The organism is Hydrogenophaga sp. T66, assembly GCF_057219855.1.
Map to the genome: position 1 here is coordinate 271,834 of NZ_JBXVVX010000001.1, position 16,153 is coordinate 287,986.

A 16,153-nucleotide genomic window follows, 5' to 3' on the forward strand; every position below is an offset into this window, starting at 1 on the left:
CGCGCCCGATCGCGCAGCCCTGGGGAGCGTCGCTTACCGCAGCAGCGACAGCACGCCCTGGGGCACCTGGTTGGCCTGGGCCACCATCGCGGTGCCGGCCTGCTGCAGGATCTGGGCGCGCGACAGGTTGGCGGTTTCCTTCGCGAAATCGGCGTCCATGATCCGGCTGCGGGAGGCGGAGAGGTTTTCCACGCCGATCTGGATGTTGGATACCGCGTTCTCAAAACGGCTTTGCACGGCACCCAGCGTGGCGCGAGCGCCGTTGACCTGGTCAAGGGCACTGTCGATCTTCTTCATGGCCAGGTAGGCGCCCTTCTCGGTCGTGACGTCGATCGAGTCGATGCCGGTCAGGTCGGTGGTGGCCGCTGCGATGGCGGCGCCGTTGGCCACGGTCAGGCCCGTGTCTGCCGCCACAAATCCCGCCCCGAACGTGATCGCTTCCGGCACCCCGGTCGTCGCGTTCAATCGGGACGAGAGCAGCTCAACATCGAAGGTGCCGTCGTTGTTGTCCACCAGGTAAGCCGACACGCCGGTTTCGCTGGATTTGCGGTTGATGGCTTCCACCACCTGACCCAGTCGTTCCACCGACGAGGTCGCCGCAGGCAACTCGCCCAGGTCCACAGCCGTCGCGGTGCCCACCTGAATCGTCAGGCCGGTCGTCACTTCGGCGTCGAAGTTGGTGATCGTGGTGTTGGCGTTCAGGGCAGCGACCGTGAATTCACCGTAAGCGATGCTGCTGAGATTGGTCGCGGTCGTGTCGGCCAGCGACGCGATCGTGATGTTGTCACCGGCGTTGGCGCCCACCTGGAACGTGGCCGCGGTGAACGAACCGTCCAGCATCTTCTTGCCGTTGAACGTGGTCTGGCGGGCTACGCGGTCGATTTCATCGGTCAGCTGCTTGACCTCGGCTTGCAGGGCCGTGCGGTCGTCCTCGCTGTTGGTGGCGTTGGCCGACTGCACGGCCAGCTCGCGCATGCGCTGCAGCATGTCGCCGACCTTGCCCAGCGCGCCTTCGGCGGTCTGCGCCAGGGAGATGCCGTCGTTGGCGTTGCGGGCGGCGACGGTCAAGCCCTTGACCTGGGCGTTCATGCGCTCGGCAATGGCCAGGCCAGCGGCGTCGTCCTTGGCGCTGTTGACACGCAGGCCGGACGACAGGCGCTGCATCGATGTCGCCAGCGAGCCCTGCGAGGCCGCGAGGCTGCGCTGGGAGTTCAACGACATCACGTTGGTGTTGATGGTGGTCATGACGTGCTCCTAGAGGTGAAGGGATGGCAAACCGGCACGCTGACCGGGCATCCGTTCTTCGGGGCGGGATGGCTCCCTGCCGAAAAATGCCCGGGTCGTGAAGGCTTTGCCGTTTTCTCCCGCCGGAGTTGGAAGCGTTCCAGGACGTCCATTGGGGTGGATTTCGGTAGCCTTGGCGTATTCTTGAGCGCCCCCCAAAACCCAGCCGCCGGAAAAGCGGTGCTTCAGCCGACCAGTTCGGTGCATTGACCCCCATCAAGCAGGAAGGCGCCAGAGGGCAATAACCCTCTGGCGCCCCGTGGAGCGGTACCAGATCGGACCCGGCGCCCTGCAGCGCGAGCGGCCCGATCCGTGTTCCGATCAGCGCAGCAGGGACAGCACGCCCTGCGGCACCTGGTTGGCCTGGGCCACCATCGCGGTGCCAGCCTGCTGCAGGATCTGGGCGCGCGACAGGTTGGCGGTTTCCTTGGCGAAGTCGGCGTCCATGATCCGGCCGCGCGAGGCGGAGATGTTCTCCACACCGATCTGGATGTTGGCCACGGCGTTCTCGAAGCGGCTCTGAACGGCACCGAGCTTGGCGCGAGCGCTGTTCACGTCGTCCAGCGCAGCGTCGATCTTCTTCATGGCAATGTAGGCGCCCTTCTCGGTGGTGATATCGATCGAGTCGATGCCAGTCAGCTCGGCCGTGGCGGCCGCCATGGTGGGCGGCGTGAAGCCGGAGTTAGCCACCGTGAAGCCGGCCAGCGTCGGGACAACTGCGGCGCCGTTGGCATCCAGTCGGGACGACACGAGTTCCAGGGTGAACTGGCCATCGTCTTCGGCCACCAGGAAGGCAGACACACCCGATTCGCTGGTTTTGCGGTTGATGGCTTCAACCACCTGACCCAGACGTTCTTGACCGGAGCTTGCGGCAGCGATCTCACCGAGCTCGTAGGTGGTACCGGCCACCGTGATGTCCAGCGTTCCGTCGGCGATCTCGGTGTTGTACCCCGTGATCACCGCGTTCCCCACGGCGATGTTGGCCGTGGTCGACTGAGCATAGGCGACGGTGCTGAGGCTGGCGGCGGTGGTGTTCGTCAGCGAACCGACCGTGATGTTGTCACCGGCATTGGCACCGACCTGGAAGCTGGCGGCGGTGAAAGAGCCGTCGAGCACCTTCTTGCCGTTGAACGAGGTCTGGCGCGACACGCGGTCGATTTCATCGGTCAGCTGCTTGACCTCGGCCTGCAGGGCCGTGCGGTCGTCCTCGCTGTTGGTCGCATTGGCCGACTGCACGGCCAGTTCACGCATGCGCTGCAGCATGTCGCCGACCTTGCCCAGCGCGCCTTCGGCGGTCTGCGCCAGGGAGATGCCGTCGTTGGCGTTGCGGGCGGCGACGTTCAGGCCTTTCACCTGGGCGTTCATGCGCTCAGCGATGGCCAGGCCGGCGGCGTCGTCCTTGGCGCTGTTGACGCGCAGGCCGGACGAGAGGCGTTGCATCGAGGTGGCCAGCGAGCCCTGCGACGAGATCAGGTTGCGCTGGGCATTCATCGACATCACGTTGGTGTTGATGGTGGTCATGATTCACTCCTAAAGAGATGGACAAAGTAATCCGGCATTGCTGCCAATCGAAGATGTCATTGCTATCAAATAAATAGCTCTGACGGCTTGACCGGAGCCTTCGACCGCCGCCACCTGCCTGATTGACAGAGGGGCTTTGGTTTCTGCTAGCCGGACGACGAACCCCTTCAGAAGTTCGTTGAGGTGAATTTCGGTGACCCCCGCGGAATCTTTAGGGCTGGCCTGCTGTTCTTTTGTGCAAGGGGCTGGAATCACGCCTGGATTCCCGGTGTTTTCTCCGGCGTCGACTGGGGAAACGCCCCGGGTGGCGCCAAGGCGCACCAGCGCTTGACCAGCGGCGGTGGAGCGGGTTCAAGGGGGGCCCGGATCCGCTCCCCCCACCGGTTTGGCGTGTCCAGAGGCCGGACCGGAATGTGTACCTCCGTTGTAGGTGAACGGATGACACGGTGTGAGGGAGCGCCCGACACGTCGAACAGCCATTTGCCGATTCAAGTTTGTTCACCGCTCGACACAATTCCTCACATCGGGTCAAGAAATGCAACAGCAAACGCCGCCGCGCCGACCCCCACTGTCACCCACCGCCACCAAGGAGAACCACATGGACAGCGAACAACTTCTGGCCGAGATCCGCGAAGCCAACCTGACCTACCTGATGCTGGCGCAGAACCTGATCCGCAAGGACCGCGCTGAAGCGCTGTTCCGCCTGGGCCTGACCGAAGAAGCCGCCGACCTGCTGGGCATGCTGTCGACGGCGCAGTTGCTGAAGATCGCGTCGAGCAACATGCTGCTGTGCCGCTTCCGCGTGGACGACGACCTGGTGTGGAACCTGCTGACCAGCCACAACGTGAAGAAGGTGGACAACACCACCACCACCCAGCTGCACGCCAGCATCCTCATGGCCGGCAAGTACGCCGAGAGCATGGCCGCCCACTGAACACCACGCATCCCGGGAGTCCGACATGGCCGCCACGAAAAGCATCCTCAACGAGTCCCGCGACATCGAGCGTGCGGTGGCACTCATCCAGCTCGGCGCGCGCCTGCAGGTGCTGGAGTCGGAAACCAACCTGAGCTACGAGCGCCTGTTGCGCTTGTACAAGGAAGTGGCGGGCAAGAGCCCGTCCAAAGGCCAGCTGCCCTTTTCGACCGACTGGTTCCTGACCTGGCAGCCCAACATCCACGCCTCGCTGTTCCTGAACATCCACGAGTACCTGTCCAAGACCAGCGAACTCGAAGAGATCGACACCGTGATCAAGGCTTTCCGCCTGTACAGCGAGCAGATGACGGCCAGCGCCGTGGAGCCGCTGCTGTCGATCACCCGCGCCTGGCGCCTCGTGAAGTTTGTGGACAACGGCATGCTGACGCTGACCAAGTGCTCCTGCTGCGGTGGCCATTTCGTCACCGAGCCGTACGAAAACGCCCGCCACTTCGTGTGTGGCCTGTGCCAGCCGCCGGCCCGCGCCGGCAAGGGCAGCAGCTCCGGCAGCCTGCGCCTGCACTGAGCACCACAGCCAACGCCTGCGCCGCCGGGTTCCCGGCGTCAAGACCTGAAAAGGGCCCCTGAGCGGGCCCTTTTCGCGTGCATGGGGTGCTTCAAAGGGTCCTAGAGTCACCGATACCTACTCAAACCCCTCCCGGGTGTGCTGGCTGGCGCCACACACCGGCCCACCACCAGCCACCACCATGTTTGTCATCATTGGTTATGTCGTTGCCCTGGGCTGCATCTTTGGCGGCTACATGATCGCGGGCGGCAACATGATCGTCATCCTGAAGGCCTTGCCGATCGAGATGATGATCATTGGCGGTGGCGCGCTGGGCGCGTTCATCGTGAACAACCAGCCCAAGGTGCTCAAGGCGACGCTGGCGGCCGTGCCGGCGGCCTTGAAGGGCAGCAAGCACACCAAGGACCGCTACATGCAGCTCATGGCGCTGCAGTACGACCTGCTCCAGAAGGCCCGCAAGGAGGGTCTGATGGCGATCGAGCAGGACGTGGAGAACCCCGACCAGTCGCCGATCTTCAAGAAGTACCCGCTGATCGCGGCCGACCACCACGTGGTGGAGTTCATCACCGACTACCTGCGCATGATGGTCTCGGGCAACCTCAACGCCCACGAGATCGAGTCGCTGATGGACAGCGAGATCGAGACCCACCATCACGAGGGCCACGCGCCCGTGGCCGCGATCGCGCGGGTGGCCGGTGGCCTGCCGGCCTTCGGCATCGTCGCGGCGGTGCTGGGCGTGATCAAGACCATGGGCGCCGTGGGTCAGCCGCCGGCGGTGCTGGGCGCCATGATCGGTTCGGCGCTCGTGGGCACGTTCCTCGGCATCTTTCTCGCCTACGCCATCGCCGAGCCGCTGGCCGGTGTCTTGGACCAGAAGCTGGAGGAGAGCAGCAAAGAGTTCCAGTGCATCAAGACCACGCTGCTCGCCAGCATGCAGGGCTACGCCCCCTCCACCGCGATCGAGTTCGGCCGCAAGGTGTTGTTCAGCGACGTGCGCCCGTCCTTCTCCGAGCTGGAGAGCCACGTGAAGGGCAAGAAATGACACGGCTGACATCGCTGCCACGGGGAGGTCGTCATGGCCGGTGACGGCAAGAAGCTCCAGCCCATCATCATCAAGCGGGTGAAGAAGGGCGGTCACGGCGCGCACGGTGGCGCGTGGAAGATCGCCTACGCCGACTTTGTGACGGCCATGATGGCCTTCTTCCTGCTAATGTGGCTGCTGGGCTCCACGGCCAAGGGCGAGCTCGAAGGCATCGCCAGCTATTTTTCCAACCCGGTCAAGGTGTCCCTCATGGGGGGCCAGGGCACGGGCAACAGCGACAGCATCCTGCCGGGCGGGGGGCGCGATCTGTCCAAGGCCTTCGGCCAGCAGGACGCGGGCGACGCCGAGCGCGCCGCCAAGCTCATGGGCGCGCAGATGGCGCGCGCCGAAGCCCTGCGTCAGCAGGAGCAGGCCCGCATCGACGCGCTGGAGGCCAAGATCCGCGCGGCGATCGAGGCCAACCCCAAGCTGGAGGAGTACGGCCAGCAGATCCTGCTGCAAAAGACGCCCGATGGCCTGCACATCCTGATCCTGGATGCCCAGAACCGGCCGATGTTTGACACCGGCAGTGCGCTGGTGAAACCCTACATGCGCGACATCCTGCGGGAGATCGGTCGGGCGCTGGGCGACGTCGAGAACCATCTCGCGCTGACCGGCCACACCGACGCCACGCCGTACGGCAGCGGCGAGCGCGGCTACAGCAACTGGGAGCTGTCGGTGGACCGGGCCAACGCGTCGCGGCGCGAGCTGGTGGCCGGCGGCCTGCCCGACAACAAGCTGCGGCGGGTGGAGGGGCTGGCGTCCAGCCGACTGCTTTACCCCGACCGCCCGTTCGACCCTGCGAATCGCCGCATCAGCATCGTGGTGATGACCAAGGAGGCCGAAGACCGCATGCTGCCGTCCGCCGCCATGCCCGCGCCCGCCGCGACCCCCGACGCCACCGGCGCGCCCGGCGCGGCAGCCCCGGCGCCCGCCGCGACAAATCCCCAGGGAACGGCCGCACCGGCCCTACAGAATCGTCCGGAAGTGACGAAAGCTCCATCAACCCCCAGCGGCGGCTGAACCGCCAACGACCACCCCTCCCCCGGAGGCTCCATGGCCACACCGATGAAATTCCTGATCGTTGACGACTTCTCCACCATGCGTCGCATCGTGCGCAACCTGCTCAAGGAGATCGGTCACTCGGACGCCGACGAGGCGGAGGACGGCGCCATCGCGCTGAACAAGCTCAAGAGCGGCGCGTTCAACTTCGTCGTCACCGACATCAACATGCCCAACATGAACGGCTTTGAGCTGCTGTCGGCGATCAAGCAGGACGAAAAGCTCAAACACCTGCCGGTGCTGATGGTCACGGCCGAAGCGCGCAAGGAAGACATCGTCATGGCGGCGCAAAACGGCGCGGCGGGCTACATCGTCAAGCCCTTCACCAAGGCCACGCTGGAAGAGAAGCTCGCCAACATCTTCAAGAAGCTCGGTCTGTGAAGGAGCGCCCCATGAGCCAGACCACAGACCCCAGCGCCGGCACCGGCACCGGCAACCCCGACATGTTCCGCCAGCTTGGCGCCATCACGCGCCAGCTGCACGACGCCCTGAAAGAGCTGGGCTACACCGACAAGCTCAAGGGCACGGTCGACCAGCTGCCCGACGCGCAAAGCCGCCTGTCCTACATCGCGCGCCTGACCGGCGAAGCCGCCGAGAAGGTGTTGAACGAGGTGGAGCTCGCCAAGCAGGAGCAGGCCCAACTGACGGAGCGCGGCCGGCAGCTGGCCGAAACGATCCGTGCGGTGCCCGGCCTGCGCCACGCCATGCCGGAGCTGCTGGCCTGGTCAGAGGATGTGGTGGCGCTGAGCGAGAAAACCGACAGCCGCCTGACCGACATCATGATGGCCCAGGACTTCCACGACCTCACCGGCCAGGTGATTGCCCGCGTGGTGCAGCTCGCCGGCACGATCGAAGAGCAACTGCTGGGCCTGCTGCTGCAGAGCGCACCCTCCGGCCAACCGGGTCAGGACCAGGCCTTCGAACTGGCGGGGCCGGTGGTCAACGCCGAGGGCCGCACCGACGTCGTCACCGACCAGAAGGGCGTCGACGACTTGCTGGCCAGCCTGGGCTTCTGAGCGCCCGCGATCCCAGCCGCGCCGGGCGGAATAAGCCCGGTTCTCCACGCCTTATCGCCCTTTAGTTTCGCGCGCCGCTTTCCACAATCAGGCTCATCCCACCGAGCCTGACGCATGGACGCCTCCGCGCAAGACAAGACACTGCCCGCCACACCCCGGCGCCTGAAACAGGCGCGGGACGATGGCCAGGTGGCGCGCTCCAAGGACCTCACGCACCTTGCGGTGCTGGGGGTCGGGACGGTGGCGCTGATGGTGCTGCTGCCGCTGGCCGCAGCCCGGCTCACCGAGTCGATGCGCAGCCTGCTGCGCTTTGACCACCGCACCGCGCACAACCCCCAGCTCGCGATGGAAGGGCTTGTCAACGCCTCGTGGCAGGCGCTGGCGCTCTACCTGCCGCTGGGACTGGCGCTGCTGGCGATCGTGCTGGTGGTGGCCTTCGCCAGCGGCAGCTGGACGCTCAGCAGCAAACCCATCACCCCCGACCTGAACCGCCTCAACCCGATCAGCGGGCTGGGCAACCTGTTTTCGGCGCAGCAGCTGGTGGAGACGGCCAAGCTGGCGGTGCTGGCGGTGATCCTCGGCGCGGTGGGCTGGATGTTTCTCTCCGCCCACCTGCAACCCTTCACCACCCTGCTGATGCAGCCGCTGGAGGCGGCCCTGGGCCAGCTGGGCCGCTGGCTGATGCACGGCCTGCTGTGGCTGTTGCTGGTGGTGGGCGTGGTGGCGGTGGTCGACTTCCCGACGCAGGTGTTTCTCCACAAGCGACGCCTGCGCATGTCGCACGACGAGGTGCGCCGCGAACACAAGGACATGGAGGGCGATCCGCACATCAAGGGCCGCCGCCGCGCGCGCATGCGCGAACTGGCCATGCGCCAGAGCATCACCGCCGTGCCCAAGGCCGACCTGGTGGTGATGAACCCGACCCACTACGCCGTGGCCCTGCGCTACGACGAGGCCAGCATGGCGGCACCGCGCGTGATCGCCAAGGGCGCCGACCTGCTGGCGCTGAAGATCCGCGACGTGGCCAAGGCGCATCAGGTGCCGGTGCTGCAGTCGCCCATGCTGGCGCGCGCGCTGTTTGCCCACGCCGAGATCGATCAGGAGATTCCGTCGGCGCTGTACACCGCGGTCGCCCAGGTGCTGGCCTACGTGTACCAGCTCAAGGCGGCGCTGCGCGGCGAGATGCCGATGCCCGCTGAGCCGCAGCCGCAGGTCCCGCGCGAGCTCGATCCCCACTTCAAGCCCTCCACCGTCGCCAAGGACGCGGAATGAACGCCTTGCTCCCCGTGCAGCGCTGGCTGCAGAAAAACGCTGGCTGGGCCGCCGGTCTGGCCGCGCCGATGCTGGTCATCACCATCCTGTCGATGATGGTGCTGCCGCTGCCCACCTGGCTGCTCGACACTTTCTTCACCCTCAACATCGCGCTGTCGCTGATCGTGATGATGGTGGCGGCCTACATGAAGCGGCCGCTGGACTTCTCGGTCTTCCCGGCGGTGCTGCTGCTGACCACGCTGCTGCGCCTGTCGCTCAACGTGGCTTCCACCCGGGTGGTGCTGCTGGAGGGCCACACCGGCCCGGGCGCGGCCGGCCAGGTGATCGAGGCCTTCGGCCATTTCCTCATCGGCGGCAACTTCGCGGTCGGTTTCATCGTGTTCATCATCCTGGTGGTGATCAACTTCGTGGTGATCACCAAGGGTTCTGAGCGGATCGCCGAGGTGTCGGCCCGTTTCACGCTGGACGCCATGCCCGGCAAGCAGATGGCCATCGACGCCGACCTCAACGCTGGCCTGATCGACGAGAAGGAAGCCAAGCGCCGCCGCGCCGAGGTCGGCGAGGAAGCGGAATTCTTCGGCTCCATGGACGGTGCGTCCAAGTTCGTGCGCGGCGATGCCATCGCCGGCATCCTGATCCTGATCGTCACCATGATCGGCGGTCTGACGATCGGCATGGTGCAGCACGGCCTGTCGGCCGGGCAGGCGGCCGACACCTACATCCTGCTGGCGGTGGGCGATGCGCTGGTGGCGCAGATTCCCTCGCTGCTGATCTCGGTGGCCGCGGCGATGGTGGTGTCCCGCGTGGGCAAGGACGAAGACCTCGGCGACCAGGTCATCCAGCAGATGTTCCTGTCGTCGAAGGTGCTGTTCATCGCCGGCGGCGTGTTGTTCGTGCTGGGCATCGTGCCCGGCATGCCCCACCTGTTCTTCCTGACCTTCGCCGCCCTGCTGGGCGGTCTGGGCTGGTGGCGGCTGCAGCAGGAAAAGCGCCCGCCCGAGGCCGCGCCGGCCGCCGCGCCCGCGGGCGACGGCGAAGCCAGCTGGGACGATCTCCAGCCTGTCGACCTGCTCGGCCTGGAGTTGGGTTACCGCCTGATCGCCATGGTCGACAAGACCCGGCAGGGCGACCTGCTGACCCGCATCAAGGGCGTGCGCAAGAAGTTTGCGCAGGACGTGGGTTTCCTGCCGCCGCCGGTGCATGTGCGCGACAACCTGGAGCTGCGGCCCAGCGGCTACCGCATCACGCTGCGCGGTGTGGTGGTGGGCGAGGGCGAGGTGTTCCCCGGCATGTGGCTGGCCATCGACCCGGGCGGCGTGGGCACCCCGTTGATCGGCACGCCGACCACCGACCCCGCTTTCGGCCTGCCTGCGCACTGGATCGACGAGCGCCAGAAAGAAAACGCGCAAATGGCCGGTTTCACCGTGGTTGATTCCGAGACTGTGCTGGCGACCCATCTTTCACACTTGATGCAAGTCCAGGCGGCCAAGCTGCTGAGCCGGACGGAGACCCAGGACCTGGTCGAACACGTGACCCGCCTGGCCCCGAAACTGATTGAAGAAGTCGTGCCCAAGATGATCCCGGTCGCCACCTTCCAGAAGATCCTCCAGCTGCTGCTGGAAGAGGGTGTGCACGTGCGGGACATCCGCACCATCATCGAAGCCATCGCCGAGCACGCACCGCACACCACCGACGCGGCCGAACTGGCCCGCCGCGTGCGCCTGGCGCTGGCGCCGGCCATCGTGCAGCAGATCTACGGTCCGGTGAAGGAGCTGGAAGTGATCGCCATCGAGCCTGGCCTGGAGCGCCTGCTGATGCAGGCCCTGGGCGGGCAGGGCGCGCTCGACCCGGGCGTGGCCGACATGCTCACCCGCTCGGCCGCCGACGTGGCCAACCGCCAGGAGGAGAAGGGCGTGCCCGCCTGCCTGCTGGTGCCCGACGCCATCCGCACCGCCATCGCCCGCCTGCTGCGCCGCGGCGCCCCGCGCCTGCAGGTGCTGGCCCACGGCGAGATCCCTGAGACCCACCTGATCCGCATCGGTCCCATCCTTGGAGAGCCCGCATGAACATCCAGCGATTCATTGCCCCCACCTCGCGTGAAGCCATGGCCAAGGCGCGCCGCGCCCTGGGCGACAGCGCGGTGATCCTGTCCACGCGCAACACCGCCGAAGGCTTCGAAGTCATGGCCACCGCCGAGGAAACCCTGGCCAGCCTGACCGCCGCGCCCGCCGCCACGCCGGCGCGCCCGGCCGCCGCTGCCGCAGCGGCTCCGGTGGCGCAGGCCTCGGTGGAAAAGGACACCGAGCAGCTGGCCATGAGCACGCTGTCCTTCCAGGAGTACGTGCGCGAGCGCATGCTGCGCAAGCGCCGCGAGGCCCTGGGCGCGCCCGCCCCGGTGCCGGCCGCCACGCCGTCGGCGCCCGTCGCCCAGCCCGCGGTGGCGATCGCTGCGCCGGTGCAGCGCCCCGCCCCGCGCGTGGAGCCGGCCCCGGTCATGGCGCCGTCTGCGCCGGTGGCGCCCAGCGCGCCCGCCGGCATTCCGGTGCAGCGCTTCAACATGCCCGAGCCGGCGCCGATCCGCACCCGCGAGGCCGCTCCCGCCTGGGCCGATTCGCAGCCGGCCGTGCGCTTTGGCAGCGACGACAACCAGCGCATGGCGGTGGAGCTGTCGGCGCTGCGCGAAATGATCGAGGAGCGGTTCAACACCCTGGCCTGGCTCGGCTCGTCGCGCCAGAACCCGATCCAGTCGCAGCTCATGCACAAGATGATCCGCGCCGGCTACTCGCCGTCGATGGCGCGCGCGGTGCTGGAGCGCGTGCCCACCGAGGCCGGCCCGGCCGAGGCGGTGCGCTGGCTGATGGATGTGATCACCCGCAACCTCAAGGTGGCCGCGCCCGGCGCCGGTCTGGTGGAAGAGGGCGGCGTGGTGGCGCTGATCGGTGCCACCGGCGTGGGCAAAACGACCACCGCCGCCAAGCTCGCCGCCCAGTGCGTGAAGCAGTACGGCCCGCAGAGCGTGGGGCTGATCACGCTGGACACCTACCGCGTCTCGGGCTACGAGCAGCTGCGCACCTACGGCCGCATGCTCGGCGTGGTGGCCCACCTGGCCCACGACCGCGCCGCGCTCAAGGACCTGCTCAACCTGCTGGCCGGCAAACGCCTGGTGGTGATCGACACCGCCGGCCTCGGCCAGCGCGACCAGCGCATCCAGGACATGCTCGATGTGCTGGACCTGCCGGCCGTGAAAAAGACGCTGCTGCTCAATGCCGGCGCCCACGGCGACACGCTCGACGAGGTGCTGGCCTCGTTCAAGGCGCAGCAGCTGCACGGCGTGGTGCTGTCCAAGGTGGATGAAGCCGTGAAGCTCGGGCCGGCCGTGGACGCGCTGGTGCGCCACCAGGTCGTGTTGCGCGGTCTGGCCAACGGCCAGCGCGTGCCCGAAGACTGGCAGGCACCCGACGCCGCGGCGCTGGTCCGACTCTCCATGGGCGCGCAGACCCGCGCCGCCCACGACCCGGTGGCTGATGACATGGCCTACTACTTCGCCCAGGCCAGCGGCCGCGGCATCTCGCTGGGTGGCGCGCATGTTTGAACCGGGCGCCTCCCAGGCCGCCGGGCTGCGCGCCGCGCTGCCCGCCGGCGGTGCCTCGCTGGTGCCGCTGGCCAGCCCGGCGCAGCCGGTGCAGGCCTTCGACTGGCTGTGCACGCTGGCCGCCGAACTGCAGGCGGCTGGTCAGCCGGTGGCCGTGATCGACGGCACCGCCGCCGAGACCGGCGCCCCGCTGGGCCTGTTGCACGCCCTCAACGATGCTTCCGTGGCCCACCTGGGTCACCCCGCCGATCACCCGGAGTGGCTCGTCATGCCCGGCGCGCAGGGGCTGGGCAGCCTGGTTTCCACCGCGGCCGTGGCGGGCGCCGGGGCGGCGCTGTCGCGCCTGCTCGCGCCGTTTGCGGCCGGGGTGCTGGTGTTGCTGTTTGCCGCGCCGGTCACGCTGGTGAGCCTGCTCGGCGGGTTGCCGGCCCACGCGCTGGTGCCGGTGATCGCCCAGCCGCAGGCCGCGATCGACACCTACGCCACCGCCAAGCTGCTGCACCTGCATGGCCTGCGCCCGGTGCTGGCGCCGGCCACCCTGCAAGGGCCGCTGGCCCAGACCACGGCCAGCGTCGTGGACTGCGCGCACCGCCACCTCGGTGCCGAACTGGCCGTGTGGCCGGCGGCGACCTGGGCGTCGCGTCTGCCCGACGCGGCCCTGACCCGACCCGACATTCAAGCCTGGGGGAGCGCGGCCGCGAGCGCCGCGCCGGCCGCCCCCGCCCTGTGGAGTTGACGATGTACACCGCCAAAGGCACGCTCAACCGCGACGAGCAGCTGCGCAAGTACAGCCCGCTGGTGCGCCGGCTGGCGCATCACATGATCGCCAAGCTGCCGCCCAGCGTGGAGCTCGATGACCTGATCCAGGTCGGCATGATCGGCCTGACCGAAGCGATCGCGCGTTATGAGCCGTCGCAGGGCGTGCAGTTCGAGACCTTCGCCAGCCAGCGCATCCGCGGCGCCATGCTGGATGAGCTGCGCGAAGGCGACTGGATGAGCCGCGGCTCGCGCAAGAGCCAGAAAGACATCGAACAGGCGGTGCACCGCCTGCAGCAGAAGCTGCACCGCGCGCCGATGGAAAGCGAAATCGCCAAGGAGCTGGGCATGACGCTGGCCGACTACCAGCACCTGCTGGCCAAGGTGCGTGGCACCCAGCTCGTGTACCTCGAAGACATCAGCGGCGGCGGTGACGACGAGGACAGCTTCCTCGACCGCCACATGGGCGACCACGAGGTCGATCCGTCCAGCCTGCTGCAGGACCAGCGCATGCGCATGGCGCTGGTGGAGGCCATCAAGGTCCTGCCCGAGCGGGAGCAGCAGATCATGTCCATGTACTACGAGCACGACATGAACCTGAAGGAGATCGCGGCGGTGCTCGGCGTGACCGAGTCGCGCATCTGCCAGCTGCACAGCCAGTCGATCGCCCGGCTGCGCGCCAAGCTGCGCGAGCACTGACCACCTGGCGACCCGCGGTGGCGGGTGGATCGCATCAAGGCCGGTGCGCTCTCGGGCGCATCGGCTTTTTGCCAGGGGCGGTGGGTCCCGACGGCTGGGCTGGTGAGCGGTCGGTGGTGGGCGGTGGCCCGGTGGTGTGAGAAAGCCCGGACAGCCCGGGCGCGCCGTTCAGGCGGCGAGGTAGGCGCTGCCCGCGCCGCGCACCGCACCCTGGCCGGCGCGGCCGTAGGTGGTGGCGGGGGTGGCCTGGGGCACCAGCACGCCGAGTGCGCGCTGGTTCTGGGCGCTGGCGCGCAGCACGCCCTGGCGCAGGCGCGCGAAGCGCTGGGCCTGGTGGGCGAGTGCCTGGGCCAGCGGATCCCCGCCGGCGCGCAGCCGCAGGGTGGTGGGGGCTTGGGCCAGGGCGGCCTGCACCGCGGCGCTCGCCTCGGCGACGGCGGGCGCCTCGCCGGCGAGCAGCGCCTGCTCGAGCGCGTCGAGCCCGTCCGACAGCGCGGCGAGCCAGGGGTGGCGATCGGCGGGTGTCGGGGTCGGGCGGTTCATGCGCTGTCTCCGGGAATCAGCCTTTGCTGCTTTGCAGCATCTCGGCCGCGTTGGCCAGCAGCTTGTCGGCGATGGCTTCGGGGTTGACCTGGAAGGTGCCGTTGTCGATGGCCAGCTTCATCGCCGCCACCTTTTCAGCATTGAACACGTCGCCACCGCCGGCGCTCGTGGCCGACTGCGTGGCCGCCGACAGGGTGACCTGCACACCCGCGGCCGGACGCCCCGCGGCGGCGGCGGCCGGCTCGGCCGCGGCGGCACCCGCGACCGGGTTCTGGGCCGCTTTCTGCGGTCCGCCGGCCACGGATCCGATGTAGGAGTCCGGTGAAGATTCGACTTTCATGTCACGCTCCAAACCCCGAAGTCGGGGCACTGTGGAAGCACTATCGACATCGATGGGGCGAACTTGAGGCCTTTCGACCCTCTTTTTTCATACCGGCTGTCGACCTGCGCCGACCGCCCGGTGTTCCCGGCGGGCGCGCCGTTCACAGCGCCAGCTCCACCGTCTGGTCGGCCCGGACCACGCCCGTGACCACGCGCCCGCTGGGCAGGCGCACCCGCGCCGGCTGGCCCACCAGGCCCTCGCTCAGCGCCTGGCCGACCACCGTGACGGAAAAACCGGCGCCACCGCTGCGCACCTTCACCGGGGCGTTGGCCTCGAAGGCCTGCGGCGCGCGGACCATGTTTTCGCGCAGGGGTTGCCCCGGCGACAACGCGAAGGCCGCCTGCCGGCCGATCCAGCGATCCGGCAGCGCCAGCACCGGCGACGGATGGGCCGCCCAGTCGATATCGGCGCGCTCAGCGTGTTCTGAAGTGAGGGTCTCGCCCGCCGGCACCGGGGCCTTCAGCACCCAGGCCGGGCCGAACGCGCGCACGGTCACCGGCACAAACACGTTCCAGCGGGCCATGCCGTCGACGCAGCGCAGGCCGATCTGGGTGCGGCCCCACAGGCGGGTGTTCGCCGGCAGGTAGGGTTCGATCGCGCCGCAGGGCGCCAGGCGCAGGCGGCTGTCCAGCGAGCCCACGCTCACCTCCGCGCGCAACGGCAGCTCCTGCGTGGCCATGGCCTGCGTGACCGCGGGCTGCAGCCAGTCGCGCGCGAGCTGCTCCAGCCCCGGGTTGGCGCGCGCCGGCGCCGCCCCCAGAGACAGGGCCAGCAGGCAGGCAGAGGTGGCAAGGCGCATGGGTGATCTCCCGACGGACAGGGGGCAGGCTTCCAGATCAGCACTCTAGGCCCGCCCGCGCCAGCCCAAAGCGCCGAAATGCCGGGCCACGACCGCGTTGTTCGCCGCATTGCCCGCCTCAAGCTTTCCCACAATCGTTTCACCTGCCATGCCCGGGACTTGCCCGACATGGCGATCCCGTCCACCCACCCCACCCTCCGCGAGGCCGACATGCTGGAACAAATGACCGCCCGCCTGGATTTCCACGGCCAGTCGCTGAACCTGCGCGCCCAGCGCCAGCAGCTGCTCGCCAGCAACATCGCCAACGCCGACACCCCGGGCTACGTGGCCCGCGATTTCGACTTCGCCCAGGCGCTGAAAAACGTCACGGCCGCGCCCGCGCGGGACAGTGTGGCCGTCAGCGATGTGCGCCACCTGCCGATGCGTCCGGGCCTGCCGCGCAGCGGCGAGCTGGCCTACGCGGTGCAGACCCAGCCCAGCCAGGACCGCAACACGGTCGACCTCGACCGCGAGCGGGCCAACTTTGTCGACAACAGCGTGCGCTACGAATCCACGCTGCGTTTCATCAACGGGCATGTGAAGACCATGCTCAGCGCCATCACCGGCCAGTGAGCGCGCACGAACGCTGCCCGCCGGCCTGAAGGAGT

17 protein-coding genes are annotated in these 16,153 nt (G+C 68.2%); 12 read left to right on the plus strand and 5 right to left on the minus strand.

The annotated features are described in order from the left end of the window. Window positions 1-33 precede the first annotated feature (33 nt). A complete protein-coding gene (locus AC2D80_RS01245) occupies window positions 34-1,245 on the minus strand; it encodes a flagellin (protein WP_484631160.1) in 1,212 nt (403 codons plus the stop codon). Window positions 1,246-1,605: 360 nt separating this feature from the next. Beyond that, entirely contained in the window at window positions 1,606-2,805 is a 1,200-nt protein-coding gene (locus tag AC2D80_RS01250; RefSeq protein ID WP_484631161.1) for a flagellin, read from the minus strand. Window positions 2,806-3,403: 598 nt separating this feature from the next. On the opposite strand from AC2D80_RS01250, the gene flhD reads away from it, so the two are divergent. The 11 genes from flhD (at window position 3,404) to AC2D80_RS01305 (ending at window position 13,782) form a co-directional block, all read left to right on the plus strand. Beyond that, the gene (flhD, locus tag AC2D80_RS01255; protein WP_484631162.1) at window positions 3,404-3,739 is read left to right on the plus strand and encodes a flagellar transcriptional regulator FlhD; all 336 of its coding nucleotides are present in this window, start codon (window positions 3,404-3,406) and stop codon (window positions 3,737-3,739) included. 25 nt (window positions 3,740-3,764) lie between these two features. Further along, the gene (gene flhC, locus AC2D80_RS01260; protein WP_484631163.1) at window positions 3,765-4,304 is read left to right on the plus strand and encodes a flagellar transcriptional regulator FlhC; all 540 of its coding nucleotides are present in this window, start codon (window positions 3,765-3,767) and stop codon (window positions 4,302-4,304) included. Window positions 4,305-4,485: 181 nt separating this feature from the next. Next, the gene (gene motA, locus AC2D80_RS01265) at window positions 4,486-5,346 is read left to right on the plus strand and encodes a flagellar motor stator protein MotA (protein WP_484631164.1); all 861 of its coding nucleotides are present in this window, start codon (window positions 4,486-4,488) and stop codon (window positions 5,344-5,346) included. Between the two features lie 33 nt (window positions 5,347-5,379). Continuing rightward, on the plus strand, window positions 5,380-6,408 hold the full coding sequence (gene motB / locus AC2D80_RS01270) for a flagellar motor protein MotB (protein WP_484631165.1): 1,029 nt from the start codon (window positions 5,380-5,382) through the stop codon (window positions 6,406-6,408). Window positions 6,409-6,441: 33 nt separating this feature from the next. Beyond that, window positions 6,442-6,828, plus strand: a complete 387-nt coding sequence (gene cheY, locus AC2D80_RS01275; RefSeq protein WP_484631166.1) for a chemotaxis response regulator CheY — start codon at window positions 6,442-6,444, stop codon at window positions 6,826-6,828. An 11-nt stretch (window positions 6,829-6,839) separates the two neighbouring features. Next, entirely contained in the window at window positions 6,840-7,463 is a 624-nt protein-coding gene (locus AC2D80_RS01280; protein WP_484631167.1) for a protein phosphatase CheZ, read from the plus strand. A 114-nt stretch (window positions 7,464-7,577) separates the two neighbouring features. After that, window positions 7,578-8,735: a flagellar biosynthesis protein FlhB gene (gene flhB / locus AC2D80_RS01285; RefSeq protein ID WP_484631168.1), complete on the plus strand. Its 1,158-nt coding sequence runs from the start codon at window positions 7,578-7,580 to the stop codon at window positions 8,733-8,735. Continuing rightward, window positions 8,732-10,801, plus strand: coding sequence for a flagellar biosynthesis protein FlhA (flhA, locus tag AC2D80_RS01290; RefSeq protein ID WP_484631169.1), 2,070 nt, complete (start codon window positions 8,732-8,734; stop codon window positions 10,799-10,801). Before flhB ends, flhA begins: the two co-directional genes overlap by 4 nt. Beyond that, window positions 10,798-12,327 carry a flagellar biosynthesis GTPase FlhF gene (gene flhF / locus AC2D80_RS01295; protein ID WP_484631170.1) on the plus strand — a complete coding sequence of 510 codons (1,530 nt, stop codon included), beginning with the start codon at window positions 10,798-10,800 and terminating at the stop codon, window positions 12,325-12,327. Before flhA ends, flhF begins: the two co-directional genes overlap by 4 nt. Further along, window positions 12,320-13,063, plus strand: coding sequence for a hypothetical protein (locus AC2D80_RS01300; protein WP_484631171.1), 744 nt, complete (start codon window positions 12,320-12,322; stop codon window positions 13,061-13,063). Before flhF ends, AC2D80_RS01300 begins: the two co-directional genes overlap by 8 nt. Before the next feature lie 2 nt (window positions 13,064-13,065). Next, on the plus strand, window positions 13,066-13,782 hold the full coding sequence (locus tag AC2D80_RS01305; RefSeq protein WP_484631172.1) for an RNA polymerase sigma factor FliA: 717 nt from the start codon (window positions 13,066-13,068) through the stop codon (window positions 13,780-13,782). Window positions 13,783-13,950: 168 nt separating this feature from the next. Here AC2D80_RS01305 and AC2D80_RS01310 read toward each other — a convergent pair whose 3' ends face one another. The 3 genes from AC2D80_RS01310 to flgA all read right to left on the minus strand — a co-directional run bounded on the left by AC2D80_RS01310 (window position 13,951) and on the right by flgA (window position 15,506). After that, window positions 13,951-14,325 (minus strand): hypothetical protein, encoded by a 375-nt coding sequence (locus tag AC2D80_RS01310; RefSeq protein WP_484631173.1) that lies wholly within the window; start codon window positions 14,323-14,325, stop codon window positions 13,951-13,953. A 16-nt stretch (window positions 14,326-14,341) separates the two neighbouring features. After that, window positions 14,342-14,665, minus strand: coding sequence for a flagellar biosynthesis anti-sigma factor FlgM (gene flgM / locus AC2D80_RS01315; protein ID WP_484631174.1), 324 nt, complete (start codon window positions 14,663-14,665; stop codon window positions 14,342-14,344). Between the two features lie 142 nt (window positions 14,666-14,807). Beyond that, window positions 14,808-15,506 carry a flagellar basal body P-ring formation chaperone FlgA gene (flgA, locus tag AC2D80_RS01320; RefSeq protein ID WP_484631175.1) on the minus strand — a complete coding sequence of 233 codons (699 nt, stop codon included), beginning with the start codon at window positions 15,504-15,506 and terminating at the stop codon, window positions 14,808-14,810. 210 nt (window positions 15,507-15,716) lie between these two features. Between flgA and flgB the strand changes: the two genes are divergently transcribed. Further along, the gene (gene flgB / locus AC2D80_RS01325) at window positions 15,717-16,118 is read left to right on the plus strand and encodes a flagellar basal body rod protein FlgB (protein WP_484632624.1); all 402 of its coding nucleotides are present in this window, start codon (window positions 15,717-15,719) and stop codon (window positions 16,116-16,118) included. The last annotated feature ends 35 nt before the right edge of the window (window positions 16,119-16,153 follow it).

Bases quoted from the DNA above. Each gene is read 5' to 3' on its own strand.
- AC2D80_RS01245 (WP_484631160.1), bottom strand. From the start codon at position 1,245: ATGACCACCATCAACACCAACGTGATGTCGTTGAACTCCCAGCGCAGC.
- AC2D80_RS01250 (WP_484631161.1), bottom strand. From the start codon at position 2,805: ATGACCACCATCAACACCAACGTGATGTCGATGAATGCCCAGCGCAAC.
- flhD (WP_484631162.1), top strand. From the start codon at position 3,404: ATGGACAGCGAACAACTTCTGGCCGAGATCCGCGAAGCCAACCTGACC.
- flhC (WP_484631163.1), top strand. From the start codon at position 3,765: ATGGCCGCCACGAAAAGCATCCTCAACGAGTCCCGCGACATCGAGCGT.
- motA (WP_484631164.1), top strand. From the start codon at position 4,486: ATGTTTGTCATCATTGGTTATGTCGTTGCCCTGGGCTGCATCTTTGGC.
- motB (WP_484631165.1), top strand. From the start codon at position 5,380: ATGGCCGGTGACGGCAAGAAGCTCCAGCCCATCATCATCAAGCGGGTG.
- cheY (WP_484631166.1), top strand. From the start codon at position 6,442: ATGGCCACACCGATGAAATTCCTGATCGTTGACGACTTCTCCACCATG.
- AC2D80_RS01280 (WP_484631167.1), top strand. From the start codon at position 6,840: ATGAGCCAGACCACAGACCCCAGCGCCGGCACCGGCACCGGCAACCCC.
- flhB (WP_484631168.1), top strand. From the start codon at position 7,578: ATGGACGCCTCCGCGCAAGACAAGACACTGCCCGCCACACCCCGGCGC.
- flhA (WP_484631169.1), top strand. From the start codon at position 8,732: ATGAACGCCTTGCTCCCCGTGCAGCGCTGGCTGCAGAAAAACGCTGGC.
- flhF (WP_484631170.1), top strand. From the start codon at position 10,798: ATGAACATCCAGCGATTCATTGCCCCCACCTCGCGTGAAGCCATGGCC.
- AC2D80_RS01300 (WP_484631171.1), top strand. From the start codon at position 12,320: ATGTTTGAACCGGGCGCCTCCCAGGCCGCCGGGCTGCGCGCCGCGCTG.
- AC2D80_RS01305 (WP_484631172.1), top strand. From the start codon at position 13,066: ATGTACACCGCCAAAGGCACGCTCAACCGCGACGAGCAGCTGCGCAAG.
- AC2D80_RS01310 (WP_484631173.1), bottom strand. From the start codon at position 14,325: ATGAACCGCCCGACCCCGACACCCGCCGATCGCCACCCCTGGCTCGCC.
- flgM (WP_484631174.1), bottom strand. From the start codon at position 14,665: ATGAAAGTCGAATCTTCACCGGACTCCTACATCGGATCCGTGGCCGGC.
- flgA (WP_484631175.1), bottom strand. From the start codon at position 15,506: ATGCGCCTTGCCACCTCTGCCTGCCTGCTGGCCCTGTCTCTGGGGGCG.
- flgB (WP_484632624.1), top strand. From the start codon at position 15,717: ATGCTGGAACAAATGACCGCCCGCCTGGATTTCCACGGCCAGTCGCTG.